Below are 15,937 nucleotides of genomic sequence, written 5' to 3'. Positions count from 1 at the left end.
CCCGCGAATCGAAAACGCGAGGGTCACATGCACGCTGCTTCGCGCACGTTCACGTTGGTCGCAGGCGTCACCGTCGCCGGTGCGCAATGGGATCGCGCGCGCGGTTCTGCTTCGCGTGCTTCATGTGCATCGCGCCGCAGCCGGCCAGCCGCCGGCGTCGGCCGCTCTCGCAGGCGCTACACAAACCGTCCTGAAAGAGATCGACGATCATGATGCCGAATCCCGCCGAGAAATACCGCCCGTTTCCGCAAGTCCGTCTGCATGGCCGCCGCTGGCCGAATCGCACGATCGAGAAAGCGCCCGTCTGGATGAGCACCGATCTGCGCGACGGCAACCAGTCGCTGATCGAGCCGATGAGCATCGCAGCCAAGCTCGAATTCTTCGAGATGTTGGTGGCAACGGGTTTCAAGGAAATCGAGGTGGGATTCCCGTCGGCGTCGCAGACCGACTTCGACTTCGTGCGCAAGCTGATCGACGAGAAGCGCATTCCCGACGACGTCACCATCGAAGTGCTTGTGCAATCGCGCCGCGAACTGATCGAGCGCACGTTCGAAGCGGTCGAAGGCGCGAGCAAGGTCATCGTGCATCTCTACAACGCGATCGCGCCGTCGTTTCGGCGCATCGTGTTCAATCAGTCGAAGGACGAAGTGAAGGCGCTGGCGGTCGAGGGCACGCGCATCATCAAGGAATGCGCGGCGGCGCGGCCGGACACGCATTGGATCTACCAGTATTCGCCCGAGACGTTCAGCATGACGGAATTGTCGTTCGCGCGCGAAGTGTGCGATGCCGTCGCGCAAGTCTGGCGTCCGACGCCCGATCACAAGATGATCGTCAATCTGCCGGCGACGGTCGAATCCGCCACGCCCAACGTCTTCGCCGATCAGGTCGAATGGATGGACCGCAACATGGGCTTTCGCGACAGCATCGTGCTCTCGGTGCATCCGCACAATGATCGCGGCACGGCGGTCGCGGCGGCGGAACTTGCGCTCCTCGCGGGCGCGGATCGCGTCGAAGGCTGTCTCTTCGGGAACGGCGAGCGCACGGGCAACGTCGATCTGGTGACGCTCGCGCTCAATCTGTACACGCAGGGCATCGATCCCGGCCTCGACTTCTCGGACATCGACGCGGTGCGGCGGGTCGTCGAACGCTGCAATCAGCTTCCGGTGCATCCGCGCCATCCTTACGCGGGCGACCTCGTGTTCACCGCGTTTTCCGGATCGCATCAAGACGCGATCCGCAAAGGCTTCGCGCAGCGCGTGCCCGGCACGCCGTGGGAAGTGCCGTATCTTCCGATCGATCCCGCCGATCTCGGCCGCAGCTACGACGCCGTGATTCGCGTGAACAGCCAGTCGGGCAAAGGCGGCGCGACTTATCTGCTCGAACGCGGACTCGGCTTCACGCCGCCGCGCCGCGTGCAGATTGAGTTCAGTCATGCGGTGCAGGCGGTGGCGGACGAATCGGGCGAGGAGATCAGCGGCGACGCCATCTGCGCCCTGTTCAAGCGCGAGTATTTCGACGCGGGCGGGCCGGTATCGCGCGTGGATGCGGCGGCGGTTTCCGTCTTCGGCCGACACATCGCGATGCCGCCTGCTTCAGGCGCCGCGAGCGAGGAACACTATGCGCAGGCGGTCGCCGCGACGCTGGACGTCGGCGCGAGCGTGAGCTGGTTCGAATCGACGGTGACGGCGAGCGGCGAGACAGCGGTGTTCGTGGGCTGCCGCGTCGCCGATGAACCGATGCGCTTCGGCGTCGCGGTGCACGCGAATCCGGCGCTCGCGGTCGTCGATGCGGTCGTGAGCGCGGTGAATCGGTCGAAGGGAATCGCGCGGAAAGTGCGCGAGGACGAGGCCGTTGAAGCCTGACGGCGCGGACGGCGACGCGCTATTCGAGCGCCACGCGCGTCGCCTGAAGCGCGAGCAGTTGCCACTGACCGCCGGTTTGCACGTGAACCGCCGTGTAGGCGATGGGAAAGAGCAGCGCGCCGTTCTTCGATTCCATTTCGATCAACGCGCGGCCGGACACGAGACAGGTCTCGGGTCCAGCAGAGAAAACGTCCTGCGTCTGAATCTCGATCTGGCGATACCGGCGGCGCCCGGCCGTGATCGCGTCGATGAACTGGCGCTTCGTTTCGCGCTTGCCGTTGGTGTGGACATAGCTGACGTTCTCGGCCAGCAGCGCTTCGAGCGCGGCGCCGTCGCCCTCGACCATCGCCCGAAAGCGGTCGCGCTCCAGGCCGCGGATGGCCTCAAAGGTTTTTGCCGGCATCTGTCGGTTCCCCTTGCGCCGGGGAACCGATGCGCCGGCGCCCCGTCAGAAGTTGTATTGCAGATATAGCTGGCTGAAATTTATACCAGGATTCGGCTCTTTGATACTCGCGTTCGAGAGATGCTGGAAGCGAAAACCGGCCTGATAGTTCTGCTTCTCGCCGAAGATCGCGCCCACGCCGACCATATCAGCGAACTGAAAGCCGCTGGAGAGCGTGTAGTCTTCCGTGATCCGGGCGTGCGAGAGCAGCCGGACGCCGATGCCTGCTTCCACGAACGGCCGAATGTAGCCGGAGCTTTTCACGAAACGCAGCACCGGTGTCACGCCGAACTCCCAGACATTTGGATTCACCGAGTTGCTTTCCTTCGTGTGCCAGTACGCGACGTGCCCCTCGCCGAGCAGCGTGAAGTGAAACCCGCCGATTTCCCACCACGTCAGGTTCGGGTCCCAGACGATGCCGACGTCGGCTTTCTTGAAGTCATGGTTAGCGACGCCGCCCGCTATCTGAAGCCCGAACCGGTCGGCATGCGCTGCCGCCGAAGCGAGACCGAGCGAAACCGCGATGGCGCCGTGAGACAAAAAACTGCGCCAGAAGGGTTGGTTTTTCTGCATGAGCGCCCCATATGAGGGTGTGGTTGTCCCGCCGAGCGGTTGTCGGCGCATTGTATTTAGGCAGACATATATTTGCACAAACCAGCGTTTGTTGCCGTTTTGGTTGAATAATTCGTTGCCTTACGGCGTTATTTCGGTAAATCGTTCGATTACCAGCTCTTCTTCGGTAATTTCGGCTTGTTCACACGGCCGCGCCGCCTATCAAACCCACAAAATCGATAGTTTTGTGGGAACTCCCACACGTCGTTACCCTCTAACACTTAGCACTCAGTTGGACGGAGTGCTAATATCGTGACTGGCCTGCCGCCGCCGTTGCGGCCGCAGCCAATTGTTGACAAGGAGCTTATGAGCGTGACCAATGCGATGACCCTTCCGAATGTTGTAGGCTCGGCACCTGCCAAGGCATCTTCGGCAGGCGCGCTGACGTACGCACAGTCGTCGATGCTGACCGGCCAGATCGGCAACATCGATTCCTACATACAAGCAGTGAACCGTATTCCGATGCTGTCGCCGGCAGAGGAACGTCAGTACGCCACCGAATTTCGCGAGCACGGCAACCTGAACGCCGCGCGTCAGCTCGTGCTGTCGCACCTGCGTCTCGTCGTGTCGATTGCCCGCAACTATCTGGGCTACGGCCTGCCGCACGCAGACCTGATTCAGGAAGGCAACATCGGTCTGATGAAGGCGGTGAAGCGCTTCGATCCGGAGCAAAACGTGCGCCTCGTGTCGTACGCCATGCACTGGATCAAGGCGGAGATCCACGAGTACATCCTGCGCAACTGGCGCATGGTGAAGGTCGCGACGACCAAGGCGCAGCGCAAGCTGTTCTTCAACCTGCGCAGCCACAAGACCGGCCATGCCGCGTTTACGCCGGACGAGATCAACGGCCTCGCAAGCGAGCTGAACGTCAAGCGCGAAGAGGTCGCGGAGATGGAAACGCGCCTTTCGGGCGGCGATATCGCGCTGGAAGGCCAGGTCGAAGACGGCGAAGAAGCGTTCGCGCCGATCGCCTATCTCGCCGACTCGCACAACGAGCCGACGAACGTGATCGCCGCGCGCCAGTTCGACAAGCTGCAAAGCGACGGCCTTTCGACCGCGCTGGAATCGCTCGACGAGCGTAGCCGCCGCATTATCAAGGCGCGCTGGCTCGACGTGCAGGACGACGGATCGGGCGGCAAGACGCTGCACGAACTGGCCGACGAGTTCGGCGTGTCGGCGGAGCGCATTCGCCAGATCGAGGCGAGCGCCATGAAGAAGATGCGCACCGCGCTGCACGACTACGCGTAACGCCGCGGCAGAACGAAGCCGAGCGTGTTCGAACCCCGCTGTCGAAAGACAGCGGGGTTTTTGTTTGCCTGCGGGGCGTGTATGAAAACAAAACGGCGCCCGAAGGCGCCGTTTCTAAGACTAACCGCTTACCGCATCAGGCCGGCATCGGCGCCGCGCCGCCGCCGTTGCCCGCGAGTCGCGTCGCCATCTGGGCGGCGTACCGCTGCGCTGCCGCGCCGACGACGATGTGGAACGTGTCCGCCGACACCCACGCCACATCGAGTTGCGACAGACGCTGACGATCCACCGACGACGGATCGCGCACGACCACGCGCAGACGCGTGTGCGCCACCGCATCGAGCGAAACGACGTTAGTCGCGCCGCCGAACACCGCGAGCCAGCGCAGCGGGTCCGGATCGAGCGGGCCCGCCGTCTGATCGGTCACGCCTGCCGTCGCAACCGAGGGCTGCGCGGGAGCCGACGAAGCCGGCGTCGCGCCGCGCGTCGACGAGTGTTCGAGTTCGCCGCGAATTTCATCGGCGATCAAGTCCGCTTCCGGTCCGATGATGACCTGCACGTTCGTCTTGCCGCGCTTCAACACGCCACGCGCGCCGATGGTCTTCAATTGCGGTTCCGATACAGCTTCCGTATCCACGACAGAGAGACGCAGGCGCGTCGTGCAGGCATCGACGAGCGTCAGATTCGACGCGCCGCCCAGCGCCGCGATGTACTTCGTGGCGCGCGTGCTTGCCGCTGCGGGCGCGACGTCGCCCGGCACATAGCCGCCGACCGGCGTGGCATCGGTTTGCGCGTCCGTCGTGGCGGGCTCGCGGCCCGGCGTCGCCATGTTGAACTTGCGGATAAAGAAGCGGAACAGGCCGTAATACACGATGCCGTACACGAGGCCGATCGGAATTGCCAGCCAGCCGCGCTGCGACAGGCCGTAGTTCAGCACGTAGTCGATCGCGCCCGCCGAGAACGTGAAGCCGAGGTGAATGCCGAGCGCCGAGCAAATGGCGAGCGACAGACCCGTCAGCACCGCGTGGATGCCGTAGAGCACCGGCGCGAGGAACATGAAGCTGTATTCGATCGGCTCGGTCACGCCCGTGAGGAACGCGGTCAGCGCCATCGAGAACAGCAGGCCGCCGACGACCGCGCGGCGCTCCTTCGGCGCTTCATGGAACATCGCGAGACACGCGGCCGGCAAGCCGAACATCATGATCGGGAAGAAGCCGGTCATGAAGCCGCCCGCCGTCTGGTCGCCTGCGAAGAAGCGATGCAAGTCGCCGTGCACCACCGCGCCGCCGCCGGGCGGCGTGAACGACCCGAACACGAACCACGCGAGCGAGTTGATGATGTGGTGCAGACCCGTCGCGAGGAGAATGCGGTTCAGCACGCCGAACACGAAGGTGCCGAGCGCGCCGGCCGTCGTCAGCCAGTTGCCGGCCGCGTCAATGCCGGATTGCACCGGCTGCCACACGTACCCCAGCACGATGCCGATGAAGAGACACGCGACGCCTGTGACGATCGGCACGAACCGCTTGCCGCCGAAGAACGCCAGATACTCGGGCAGCTTGATGTCCTTGAAGCGGTTGTACATGTACCCCGCGACCATACCCGCGATGATCCCCGACAGCACGCCCATGTTGAGCTTGTCGTTAATGTCCTTCATGACGGCCGTTTCGATCAGATAACCGATCGCGCCGGCGAGACCCGCCGTGCCGTTGTTGTCCTTCGCGAAGCCCACCGCCACACCGATTGCGAACAAGAGCGGCAGATTCGAGAAGATGGCGTCGCCCGCGTCGGCGATCATCTTGATGTTGAAGACATCGGGCTGGCCTAGACGCAACAGCAGGCCGGCCACCGGTAAAACGGCAATCGGCAGCATCAGGGCGCGGCCTAGGCGCTGCATCTTTGCAAACGGGTTAGCGTCCATCGGGGGTTCTCCAAAAGAATATAGGTCTTGTCGTTGCTGCTCGGGTTGTGGCTAGGAAAGAAGCATCAAGCGTTTAGTCCTGCGGCCAGATTTCGCGGCTGGCCGCTCTTACTGCCTGCGCCGATTCGAGCGCGAGCACGTCTTCCGCGCGCTGACGGCAAAGCTGGTAATCGAGATTGCGCACGCGCGCCTTGATGCCCGGCACCGCGGACGGATCCACCGACAGTTCCGTCACGCCGAGGCCCACGAGCAGCGGCACCGCGAGCGGATCGCCGCCGAGCGCGCCGCACACGCCAACCCACTTGCCGTGCTTTTCCGCGCCCTGCACCGTCGTTTTGATGAGCCGCAGCACGGCCGGATGCAGGCCGTCGGACTGCGCGGCGAGATCGGGCTGGCAGCGGTCCATCGCGAGCGTGTATTGCGTAAGATCGTTCGTGCCGATCGAGAAGAAATCCGCGTACTTCGCGAGTTGATCGGCCAGCATCGCCGCCGACGGCACTTCGATCATCACGCCCACTTCCACCGGCTCCGTGCGGCCGGCTTCGCGCGCCAGTTCGTCGATGCGCGCGCGCAGGCGCTGCAGTTCGCCGGCATCGGTGACCATCGGCAGGAGAATGCGGACCGCGCCCGCCGGCTTGACGGCGAGCAGGCCGCGCAGCTGGTCGTCGAGCAGTTCGGGGCGTACTTGCGCGAGCCGGATGCCGCGCAAGCCGAGCGCCGGATTCTCTTCGGGCGGCAGCGTCAGATAGTCCACTTCCTTGTCGGCGCCGACATCCAGCGTGCGAATGATCGCGCTGCGGCCGGCCAGCGCCTCGACGATTTCCTGATAGCTCGACGTGTGTTCCGCGACCGTCGGCGCAGCCTGGCGATGAATGAACAGCAGTTCGGTGCGCAAGAGGCCCACGGCGTCCGCGCCGTTCTCGACGGCGGCCTTGGCGTCGTCGAGCGTGGCGATGTTCGCTGCGATTTCGACATGACGGCCGTCGCGCGTCGATGCCGCTTGCTGCGACATCTTGCGGTTCGCCTCGCGCACGCCGGCGAGACGCTCGCGCTCGTGACGCGCCCGTTCGACATCGAGCGCGCTCGGCGCATATTCGAGGCGGCCCGCCGACGCATCCACGACCACCTGCGCGTCTTCAGCAATCCCGTGCAGCGCATCGCCGATCGCGACCAGCGCCGGAATGCCGATCTGCCGCGCGATGATCGCCGCGTGCGAGGTCGCTCCGCCGCGCGACATCACGAGCGCGGTGACGCGCGTGCGGTCGATCGACGCGAGATCCGACGGCGTGAATTCGACGGCCGCGAGCACCGCCTCTTCCGGCAGCGCGCGCGCCGCCGTATTCGTGAGACCGAGCGCGCGCAGCACGCGCTTTTCGATGTCGCGCAGGTCGGCCGCGCGTTCGGCGAGCAGCGCGTCGTTCACGTTGTTCAGTAGCGCGATCTGCGCGCGGATCGCCTCGCGCCACGCGAAGCCCGCGCTCTTGCCGAGGCTGATCAGATCGCGGGCGGCATCGACGAGCGTCGGGTCTTCCAGCAGCACGCGATGCACCGCGAAAATGCCCGCCTCGCCGACTGCGCCGCGCTGCGACGCAGTGCGCACGGTGACTTCGAGGTCGGCATCGACTTGCGCGATGGCTTTATCCAGCGCGCGGCTCTCCGCCGCCGACGGACCGCTCGCCTGTTCGGGCGGCACGATTTCCTGATCGTCCCAGCGCACCAGCTTGCCGACCGCGATGCCCGGTGCCGCGCACACGCCCGCGAGCGTGTTCGGCGGCAGCGGCTCGGCGGACGCGCGAACCGCCGCGACCGGCGCGGGAGACTTCTCACGCGCGGGCGTCTCTTCCACTTCGCCTTGCGCCGCGCGCAGCAGTTCGGTGGCGACGGCATCCACCGCTTCTTGCGCCTGCGCGCCGATGCCGACGAGTTCGATGGTCGCGCCCTCGCCCGCGCCGAGCCCGAGCAGGCCGACCACGCTTTCGACCGGCGCCTTGCGGCCTTCGAAGCGCACTTCGACCTTTGCGTCCAGGCCGCGCGCTGCTTCACGCGCCCGCGCCGCCGGCCGCGCGTGCAAGCCGCCCGCGTGGGCCAGCGTGACGGTGCGGCGCGCTTCGGTCATCACGTTGGACGACGAGCGCGCCACGTGCGCCGCCGCGCCGTCCTTCGGGCGCAGCACGAGCATGCGCGCGCCCGCCTTCAGCACGCCACGGCCGGCGCGCTGGGCGACTTCGAACGCGTCGCTATTGGCGACCGCGATCACCGAGACGAGACTCGGCGCGTGCTGTGCGACGAAATCCGCGTTGAATTCGATGAGCGGCTGGCCCGCGCGCACGGTCGCGCCTTGTTCGACCATCGGCGCGAACCCCTCGCCGCCCAGCTCGACGGTGTCGATGCCGATATGCACGAGAATTTCCGCGCCCGCTGCCGTGCGCAGCGTGACCGCGTGATGCGTGCGCGCCAGATGCGTCACCGTGCCGTCGCACGGCGCGAGAAGCACGTTATCGAGCGGATCGATGCCGATGCCGTCGCCGAACATCCCCTGCGCGAACACAGGGTCGGGCACGTCGGCGAGCGGCACGACGGGACCGGTAAACGGAGCGAGCAGAACGATATCGCTCGGGTTATCGGTGGAATGGTTCAACACGGACTCCTCGGCACGGCGCATCGTCTATCTCACTCAATGGGTTTCGGTGACCTTGTTCAGGTGGCGCGGCGCGTCGGGGTTGCGCCCGCGCGCGGCGGCAAGACCCGCGGCCATCACGTAGAACGAAAGGATCGCGGCGATCGGATCGAGCGCCGGGTGGTCGGTGGCGACGAGCGGCAACTCGGCGCCGGGCACGTCGTCGGGTGCTGCGAGCAACACGCGCGCGCCGCGCGCGCGCATGTCCGCGGCCAACTGGATGAGACCCGCCTGCTCCGGCCCGCGCGGCGCGAACACGAGCAGCGGATAGTCGCGGTCGATGATCTCCATCGGACCATGACGCACTTCCGCGCTCGAGAACGCTTCGGCCTGAATGCCGGACGTTTCCTTCAGCTTGAGCGCCGCTTCCTGTGCGATGGCGAGCCCGAGGCCGCGCCCGACGACGATCATGCGGTCGACGCCCTTCAGTTCATCCACGGCGCGCGTCCAGTCGAGCTTGCCCGCCGCGCGCAGCGCATCCGGCAGCGACTTCAGCGCGTTCAGCAGTTCGGCGTCGCGCTGAACGTGCGCGATCACGATGGCCGAAAGCGACAGCATCGCGATGTAGCTCTTGGTGGCGGCGACCGAAAGCTCGGGCCCGGCGAGGAGCGGCAGATAGTATTCGCAGGCGTTTTCCAGCGGCGAGCCGGCGACGTTGACGGCCGCGACGGTGAATGCACCCGCTTCGCGCAACGCCTGCATGGTGCCGACGAGATCCGGGCTCTTGCCCGACTGCGAGAACGCCACGGCAAGCTGGCCGGACACGCGCAGCGGCGCTTGCTGCAACGTGGCGACGGACATCGGCAGCGACGCGACCGGCACGCCGATGCGGCTCATCGTCAGGCTGGCGAAATAACTGGCGGCGTGGTCCGAACTGCCGCGAGCGACGGTCAACGCGACGTGACGCGGCTGCTCCGCGAGTTTCACGGCGAGCGCCTCGATGCGCGAGGTATCGGCGAGTTGGGCCGCGACGACATCCGCGGACTCCAGCGCCTCAGTGAGCATATTCGACAATCGATTCTCCTTCGACATAAGTGGCGGTCAGCGCGAAGTCCCGGTCGAGCACGACCATGTCGGCCCACGCGCCGCGCGCGATGCGGCCGCGGTCTTCGAGCCCGAGATAGTCGGCGGGATAGCGCGACAAGCGATTCGAAACGTCCGCGAGCGGAATGCCCAGCGAGACGAGATTGCGCAGCGCCTGATCCATGGTCAGCGTGCTGCCTGCGAGCGTGCCGTCCGCGAGACGCACGCCGCCCATGCACTTGGTGACGTGCTGGCTGCCGAGGCGGTATTCGCCGTCCGGCATGCCGGCGGCCGACGTGCTGTCGGTCACGACGTAGAGTCGCGGAATGGCGCGCATGGCGGCGCGGATCGCGCCGGGGTGAACGTGCAGCAGGTCGGGAATCAGTTCGGCGTACTCCGCATGCGCGAGCGCCGCGCCGACCATGCCGGGATCGCGATGATGCAGCGGCGACATCGCGTTGAAGAGATGCGTGAAGCCGCGCGCGCCGTGCTTCAGCGCATTTACGGCGTCGTCGTACGTGCCGAGCGAATGGCCCAGTTGCACGCGCACGCCGCGCGCCGCCATCTCCGAGATGATGTCGAGATGACCTGAGATCTCCGGCGCGATGGTCACGACGCGAATCGGCGCGAGATCCAGGTACTTGAGCACTTCGTCACGCACGGCGATAGCGGCGGCGTCCGGCTGCGCGCCGAGCTTGCCCGGATTGATGTACGGTCCTTCGAGATGCACGCCGAGCACGCGCGCACCGCTCGGCGCGCGGCGCTTCGCTTGTTCGCCGAGGCCGGCGACGACCTGCATCAATTCGTCGCGCGGCGCGGTCATCGTCGTGGCGAGCAGGCTCGTCGTGCCGTGCTGCGCGTGCTGGCGCGCGACGGTATCGGCCGCGTCGCCACCTTCCATGATGTCGCGGCCGCCGCCGCCGTGCACGTGCAAGTCGATGAAACCCGGCAGGATGTACGGCGCGTCATTCGACGACGGATCGGCTATATGGCCTTCGAGCGCCGTCACGCGGCCGTTCTCGAAACGCACGGTGCCGTGAATCCAGCCGTCGTTCGTCAGTATGTTTCCTTTCAGCATGAAGTTCTCTGGAAGTACGCAATGCGTAGGAGGTTCAGGTGCGGTTCGCGCCGTGCTGCGAGCACGCTGGCCTGCGCGGATGTTTCGGTGCGCGGCCGGCGAACGGCTTCTTTTGGTCCTCTCGTTCTCTTTGTTGCTCTCTTCTTTCGATGCCTGATGACGCCGGCCGTGCTGCACCCGCGCTCATCGATGCAACTCCGCGACGAAGTCGTAGTAGTCGTCGCGGCAATACGTATTCGTTAGTTCGATCGCCCGCCGTTGCGCCGAATAACCGATGCGCGTGATCACGAGCAGCGCGGCGCCGGGCGCGACGTCCATCAGCCGGGCGACTTCGGCGCTCGCGTTCACCGCGCGAAAGTGCTGCAACGCGCGCACCACTGCCTGACCGCGCTCCTCCAGATACCGGTACAGCGACGCGCCGATGAGCAGCGGGTCCGGCACAAGCCAAGCAGGCAGCGTGGAATGCTCGACGGCCATCACGATGCCGTCCGCCCGCCGCAATCTCCTGAGACTCGCGACGACCGCGCCGGGCGACAAACCCAGATGCACGCTCTCCTCGCGATTCGCGGGCCTCAGTCCGCGGCCGAGCCACACAGAATCGGGCAGGAAACCGCGCTGCTCCATCTTGCGCGTGAAGCCGGTCAGTCGGGACAACGGATCTTCGACGCGCGGCGTGATGAAATTGCCCGCGCCGCGCACGCGCCTGATCAACCCTTGTTCGACGAGCAAAGCGATTGCCTTGCGCGCCGTGATACGCGATACGCCGACGCCCTCCGACAACGTGCGCTCCGAAGGCAGCGCCTCTCCCGCCGACCATGTGCCTGCGTGAATGGCCGAAGCCAGACGCGCGGCAAGCTGGAGATAAAGCGGCGTATCACTGCGTTCGTCCGGGGTGAGATTCTTCCAATTTCCTCTCATGAAAGAACCCCACGCCCCGTTGAGTCGAGCCCATTATATAACCAACATAATACCAGTCAACGCGCGTCGAATGCCTCGTGGTGGAAGTCAAATTCCGTCTGGATTCAATAAGTTACAACTTGTTCAGACGGTGATGTCGCAAGAACACCGCTATCGGGACTTACCCGCATAGCGGGCAGAATGGAACCAGTCGCCGTCCACTGTCAGAAGGCGCCGGAAATTCGGGCATTTTCGTATTCGCACGATCGTGCTTTCTTTGGCACAATGCGTTCATTAGTTCGGAATCGCAACTAATTCAAATAGAACCACATATTTTTGAGAGAGCAAAGGCCAATGGGATGTTTTGATCGGAGTCGGGCTGTCGAGGCCGTGCGGCGCTTCAACCGGTTTTACGCGCGTCACGCAGGCGCTTTTCACGAACGCCTACATAAGAGCCACTTTTCCTTGACGGAAGTACGCATTCTTCACGAGCTCGCGCACGAACGCGCGCACACCGCCGCGGATCTGTCGCGCAACCTTGGGCTGGATACGGGATATCTCAGCCGTCTCATCACCAATTTCCAGAAGCTCGGTCTCGTCGTGCGCCGAAAGAACGAATCGGACGGCCGCGCGCATCTGCTCACCATGACGCCCGAAGCGAAGGCCAAGGTCGACGAGCTCGATCTGCACGTCTCCTCCGAAACGGCGTCGCTATTGAATGCGCTCGCGCCGGGCGAGATCGAGCAATTGTCGCTGGCCATGGCGGACATCGAGCGGCTGTTGTCGCCGGCTTCACACGTTGCGCCCACGCGCCTGCGCAGTCCCCGCTGCGGCGACTTCGGCTGGATGATCGAACGTCACGCGCACCTCGACGTCTCGGACCGCGCGAGTCTCTCCTACGAGGCCCACGCAGCAAGGGTCGTGTCGCGCTTTCTCGGCGCCATGCAGACGAACACCCCGCGTATTGCGTGCTGGGTCGCGGAGCAGGAAGGCGACGCGCGCGTTGGCGCCGCGTTGCTGACCGCCGCTTCAGACGGCCGGGCGAGCATCGAGTTGTTGTTCGTGGAGCCGGGCGCGCGCCGCCGGGGTCTCGGCGAACAGCTCGTCGCCGCGTGCACGAACTTCGCGCAGGGCGCGGGCTACGCGAGCGTCGTGTGCCGGCTCGATCAAGCGCGCGAAGATTTGTGCGGGCTTTTCATGCGCACCGGATTCAAAGCGCAACAGGGCGTGGACGCAAGCCTCGTCTGGGAGCGCGAGTTGCGGCGCATCTACGCCGATTAGACCTCGCAAATGAAAACGGCGTCTCCAGGAGACGCCGTTTCGCTCATGACTTTGCCGTCGCTTAGAACGAAGGCACAACCGAGCCCTTGAACTCGCTCTTCAGGAACTGGCGCACGTCGTCGGACTGGTACGCGGCGACCAGCTTCTTCACCCACGGCTGATCCTTGTCCTTCGTGCGCACCGCGATCAGGTTCGCGTACGGGCTATGCACGTCTTCGAGCGCGATCGCATCTTTCGTCGGCTGCAGGCCCGCGGCCAGCGCGAAGTTCGTATTGATGGCGGCGGCGTCCACATCAGCAAGCGTGCGCGGCAGTTGCGCCGCGTCGAGTTCGACCAGCTTGATCTTCTTCGGGTTCTCCGCGACATCGAGCGCCGTCGCGTTGTTGCCGTTTGCGCCCGCGCCCGCCTTCAGCTTGATGACGCCTTGCGACTGCAGAAGCAACAGCGCGCGATTCTCGTTCGACGGATCGTTCGGCACCGCGACCTTCGCGCCTTGCGGCAAGTCCTTCAGCGACTTCAGCTTCTTCGAGTACACGCCGAGCGGCGAGATGTAGGTGAGTCCCGCGCTCACGATCTTGTAGCCGCGCTGCTTGATCTGGCTGTCCAGATACGGCTGATGCTGAAAGCTGTTCGCATCGAGATCGCCGGCGTCGAGCGCGGCGTTCGGCTGAACGTAGTCGTTGAACTCGACCACCTTCACGTTGAGGCCCTCGCGTTTGGCGACCTTCTGCACGACTTGCCAAATCTGAGCGTCAGGGCCGCTGATGGTGCCGACTTTGATGACCTTGTCGTCGGCGTGTGCCGAGAGACTCGTGACGAACGCGGCCGACGCGACGACGGCTGCCAGGCCTTTAAGCATATTTCTGCGCTGCATGGTCTTCCTGTTTCAAATGCAAATGACTGCGGGATAACTTCGTGCCGGCTCCGGCGCGAGCGTCGGGCCGGCGTGCCGGCGTGCCGCATGTTCGCACAGCGTTGGTGCGAGCGGAAATACAGTTTCCTCATGTGAATATCCGGCGCGCTGTCCGCTTAGAATCGGGCCTGGGACCTACTTTCGGACGGCGGTAACATGTATGTGATCAACCTGCGATACACCGGCGCACTCGCGGAAATCGACGATGCGCTCGAAGAACACCGCCTCTTCCTCGAACGCTATTTCGCGGCGGGCGTTTTCGTGATGGCGGGGCCGAAGGTTCCGCGCGACGGCGGCGTGATCATTGCGTCGGGCATCGACCGCGCGTGGCTCGACGAGATCATCGCGGAAGATCCGTTCGCCCGGCAGCAACTCGCGCATTACGAGATCATCGAATTCAAGGCGACGCGTCTTGCGCCGGGATGGAGCCTGCCGCGGCCGTCGAAGCCATAACGCAGAACGCAAAAGCGGCCCGCAGGCCGCTTCTCATGATCAGTCGGTCAGCAACTTCAGATCGTGGACCCACGGTTCGACGCCTTGTCCGTCGCGGGCGAAAAGCCGCAGCTCTCCGTCCTTGTCGAACACGTAGCTCGCGGCGGTGTGATCCATCGTGTAGTCGCCGGGCGTCTTGCCTGCCGCCCTCGCGTAGTACACGCGGAAGTCCTTCGCGACCTTCTGCAGTTCAGCGTCATTGGCCGGGCGCAAACCGATGTAGCTCGGATTAAACGCGGTCACGTACTGGCCGAGCAGGTTGGGCGTATCGCGCGCAGGATCGACGGTGACCATCAGCACTTGCACGTCCTTTGCCTTGTCGCCGAGTTGCTGCATGGCTTGCGACAGTTCCGCGAGCGTCGTCGGGCAAACGTCCGGGCAATGCGTGTAGCCGAAGAACAGCACGACCGCCTTGCCTTTGAAGTCGGCAAGCGTGCGCGTCTTTCCGGTCGTATCCGGCAACGAAAAGTCGCTGCCGAACTGCTTGTTGCCGGTGATGTCCAGGTTCTTGAAATCGGGCGCCTTATCGCATGCGCACAAGGCCAACGCGCAGACCAACAGCGCGAACAGCCGACGGACGATCTGCCTCATGCGCCGATCACCGTGCGAACGTAGTGATCGACGAGCAACGCGCCGAAGAGCAACGACAAATACACGATGGAATAGCGGAAGGTCTTGCGCGCGAGGGCGTCCGAGTATTCGCGATACAGCTTCCACGTGTAGCCCAAGAACACCGCACCGAGTCCGACCGCGCTTGCCAGATACACGACGCCGCTCATGCCGGAAACGAACGGCATCAACGTGACCGCAAACAGCACGATGGTGTACAGAAAAATGTTCAGCAGCGTGTACTTTTCGCCATGCGTGACGGGCAGCATCGGCAGGCCGGCGTTCTCGTAGTCTTTGCGGCGATACAGCGCGAGCGCCCAGAAATGCGGCGGCGTCCAGACGAAGATGATGAGCACGAGTATCCACGCGTCGCCGGGCACCGCGCCCGTGACCGCCGCCCAGCCGAGCGCGGGCGGCATGGCGCCCGACGCGCCGCCGATCACGATGTTCTGCGGCGTGTACGGCTTGAGCAGCAGCGTGTAAATGACCGCGTAGCCGACGAAAGTCGCGAGCGTGAGCCACATCGTCAGCGGATTGGTGAAGCGGTACAGCGTCCACATGCCGATGCCGCCGAGCACCGCGGAGAAGGTCAGAATCTGCGTGCTCGTGATTTGCCCGCGCGCCGACGGACGCCATGCGGTGCGGCGCATCTTCGCATCCACTTTCTGCTCGACGAGGCAGTTGATGGCGAACGCCGCGCCCGCCAGCAGCCAGATGCCGATGCCGCCGCCGAGCAACTTCGTCCACGGAACCATGCCGGGCGTCGAGAGAAACATGCCGATGACGGCGCAGAACACGGCGAGCTGCGTGACGCGCGGCTTCGTCAGCGCAATGTATTGCGAGACGCGGCTGCCGAGAGGGGAATTGAGTGTCGTGCTATCCATG

15 protein-coding genes are annotated in these 15,937 nt (G+C 64.7%); 4 read left to right on the top strand and 11 right to left on the bottom strand.

Going from position 1 to position 15,937, the window contains the following annotated elements; all coding sequences use genetic code 11:
• Positions 1-67 precede the first annotated feature (67 nt).
• Positions 68-211 carry a hypothetical protein gene (locus HWX53_RS02985; RefSeq protein ID WP_175939286.1) on the bottom strand — a complete coding sequence of 48 codons (144 nt, stop codon included), beginning with the start codon at positions 209-211 and terminating at the stop codon, positions 68-70.
• On the opposite strand from HWX53_RS02985, the gene leuA reads away from it, so the two are divergent.
• Complete coding sequence (leuA, locus tag HWX53_RS02980) at positions 210-1,862, top strand: 2-isopropylmalate synthase (RefSeq protein ID WP_175939284.1); 1,653 nt, start codon at positions 210-212, stop codon at positions 1,860-1,862. The two genes, HWX53_RS02985 and leuA, sit on opposite strands and share 2 nt — an antisense overlap.
• Before the next feature lie 19 nt (positions 1,863-1,881).
• On the opposite strand, the gene HWX53_RS02975 is transcribed toward leuA, so the two are convergent.
• A complete protein-coding gene (locus tag HWX53_RS02975) occupies positions 1,882-2,265 on the bottom strand; it encodes a nuclear transport factor 2 family protein (protein WP_175939282.1) in 384 nt (127 codons plus the stop codon).
• Between the two features lie 45 nt (positions 2,266-2,310).
• Entirely contained in the window at positions 2,311-2,877 is a 567-nt protein-coding gene (locus HWX53_RS02970) for an acyloxyacyl hydrolase (RefSeq protein WP_175939280.1), read from the bottom strand.
• A gap of 351 nt (positions 2,878-3,228) precedes the next feature.
• On the opposite strand from HWX53_RS02970, the gene rpoH reads away from it, so the two are divergent.
• Entirely contained in the window at positions 3,229-4,164 is a 936-nt protein-coding gene (rpoH, locus tag HWX53_RS02965; RefSeq protein WP_175940582.1) for an RNA polymerase sigma factor RpoH, read from the top strand.
• A gap of 136 nt (positions 4,165-4,300) precedes the next feature.
• Here the strand turns inward: rpoH and nagE are convergent, their stop codons facing one another.
• The 5 genes from nagE to HWX53_RS02940 form a co-directional block, all read right to left on the bottom strand.
• Positions 4,301-6,082 (bottom strand): N-acetylglucosamine-specific PTS transporter subunit IIBC, encoded by a 1,782-nt coding sequence (gene nagE, locus HWX53_RS02960; RefSeq protein WP_175939278.1) that lies wholly within the window; start codon positions 6,080-6,082, stop codon positions 4,301-4,303.
• A 73-nt stretch (positions 6,083-6,155) separates the two neighbouring features.
• Complete coding sequence (ptsP, locus tag HWX53_RS02955; RefSeq protein WP_175939276.1) at positions 6,156-8,744, bottom strand: phosphoenolpyruvate--protein phosphotransferase; 2,589 nt, start codon at positions 8,742-8,744, stop codon at positions 6,156-6,158.
• 12 nt (positions 8,745-8,756) lie between these two features.
• A complete protein-coding gene (locus tag HWX53_RS02950) occupies positions 8,757-9,764 on the bottom strand; it encodes an SIS domain-containing protein (protein ID WP_175940581.1) in 1,008 nt (335 codons plus the stop codon).
• Entirely contained in the window at positions 9,754-10,860 is a 1,107-nt protein-coding gene (gene nagA / locus HWX53_RS02945) for an N-acetylglucosamine-6-phosphate deacetylase (RefSeq protein ID WP_175939274.1), read from the bottom strand. Before nagA ends, HWX53_RS02950 begins: the two co-directional genes overlap by 11 nt.
• Before the next feature lie 183 nt (positions 10,861-11,043).
• Entirely contained in the window at positions 11,044-11,778 is a 735-nt protein-coding gene (locus HWX53_RS02940; protein ID WP_175939272.1) for a GntR family transcriptional regulator, read from the bottom strand.
• A 444-nt stretch (positions 11,779-12,222) separates the two neighbouring features.
• On the opposite strand from HWX53_RS02940, the gene HWX53_RS02935 reads away from it, so the two are divergent.
• On the top strand, positions 12,223-13,038 hold the full coding sequence (locus HWX53_RS02935) for a bifunctional helix-turn-helix transcriptional regulator/GNAT family N-acetyltransferase (protein WP_244139989.1): 816 nt from the start codon (positions 12,223-12,225) through the stop codon (positions 13,036-13,038).
• A gap of 61 nt (positions 13,039-13,099) precedes the next feature.
• Here the strand turns inward: HWX53_RS02935 and HWX53_RS02930 are convergent, their stop codons facing one another.
• On the bottom strand, positions 13,100-13,912 hold the full coding sequence (locus tag HWX53_RS02930) for a MetQ/NlpA family ABC transporter substrate-binding protein (RefSeq protein ID WP_175939268.1): 813 nt from the start codon (positions 13,910-13,912) through the stop codon (positions 13,100-13,102).
• Positions 13,913-14,107: 195 nt separating this feature from the next.
• Between HWX53_RS02930 and HWX53_RS02925 the strand changes: the two genes are divergently transcribed.
• Positions 14,108-14,404 (top strand): YciI family protein, encoded by a 297-nt coding sequence (locus HWX53_RS02925; protein ID WP_175939266.1) that lies wholly within the window; start codon positions 14,108-14,110, stop codon positions 14,402-14,404.
• Between the two features lie 39 nt (positions 14,405-14,443).
• On the opposite strand, the gene HWX53_RS02920 is transcribed toward HWX53_RS02925, so the two are convergent.
• Positions 14,444-15,034 carry an SCO family protein gene (locus tag HWX53_RS02920; RefSeq protein ID WP_175939264.1) on the bottom strand — a complete coding sequence of 197 codons (591 nt, stop codon included), beginning with the start codon at positions 15,032-15,034 and terminating at the stop codon, positions 14,444-14,446.
• The gene (gene cyoE, locus HWX53_RS02915) at positions 15,031-15,936 is read right to left on the bottom strand and encodes a heme o synthase (RefSeq protein WP_175939263.1); all 906 of its coding nucleotides are present in this window, start codon (positions 15,934-15,936) and stop codon (positions 15,031-15,033) included. Before cyoE ends, HWX53_RS02920 begins: the two co-directional genes overlap by 4 nt.
• Between the last annotated feature and the right edge of the window lies 1 nt (position 15,937).

Origin of the sequence: Caballeronia sp. BCC1704 (assembly GCF_902833455.1) — a bacterium.
Classification (GTDB): Bacteria; Pseudomonadota; Gammaproteobacteria; order Burkholderiales; family Burkholderiaceae; genus Caballeronia.
The sequence above is the reverse complement of the archived record's forward strand: the minus strand, read 5'-3'. Positions and strand labels throughout refer to the sequence as shown.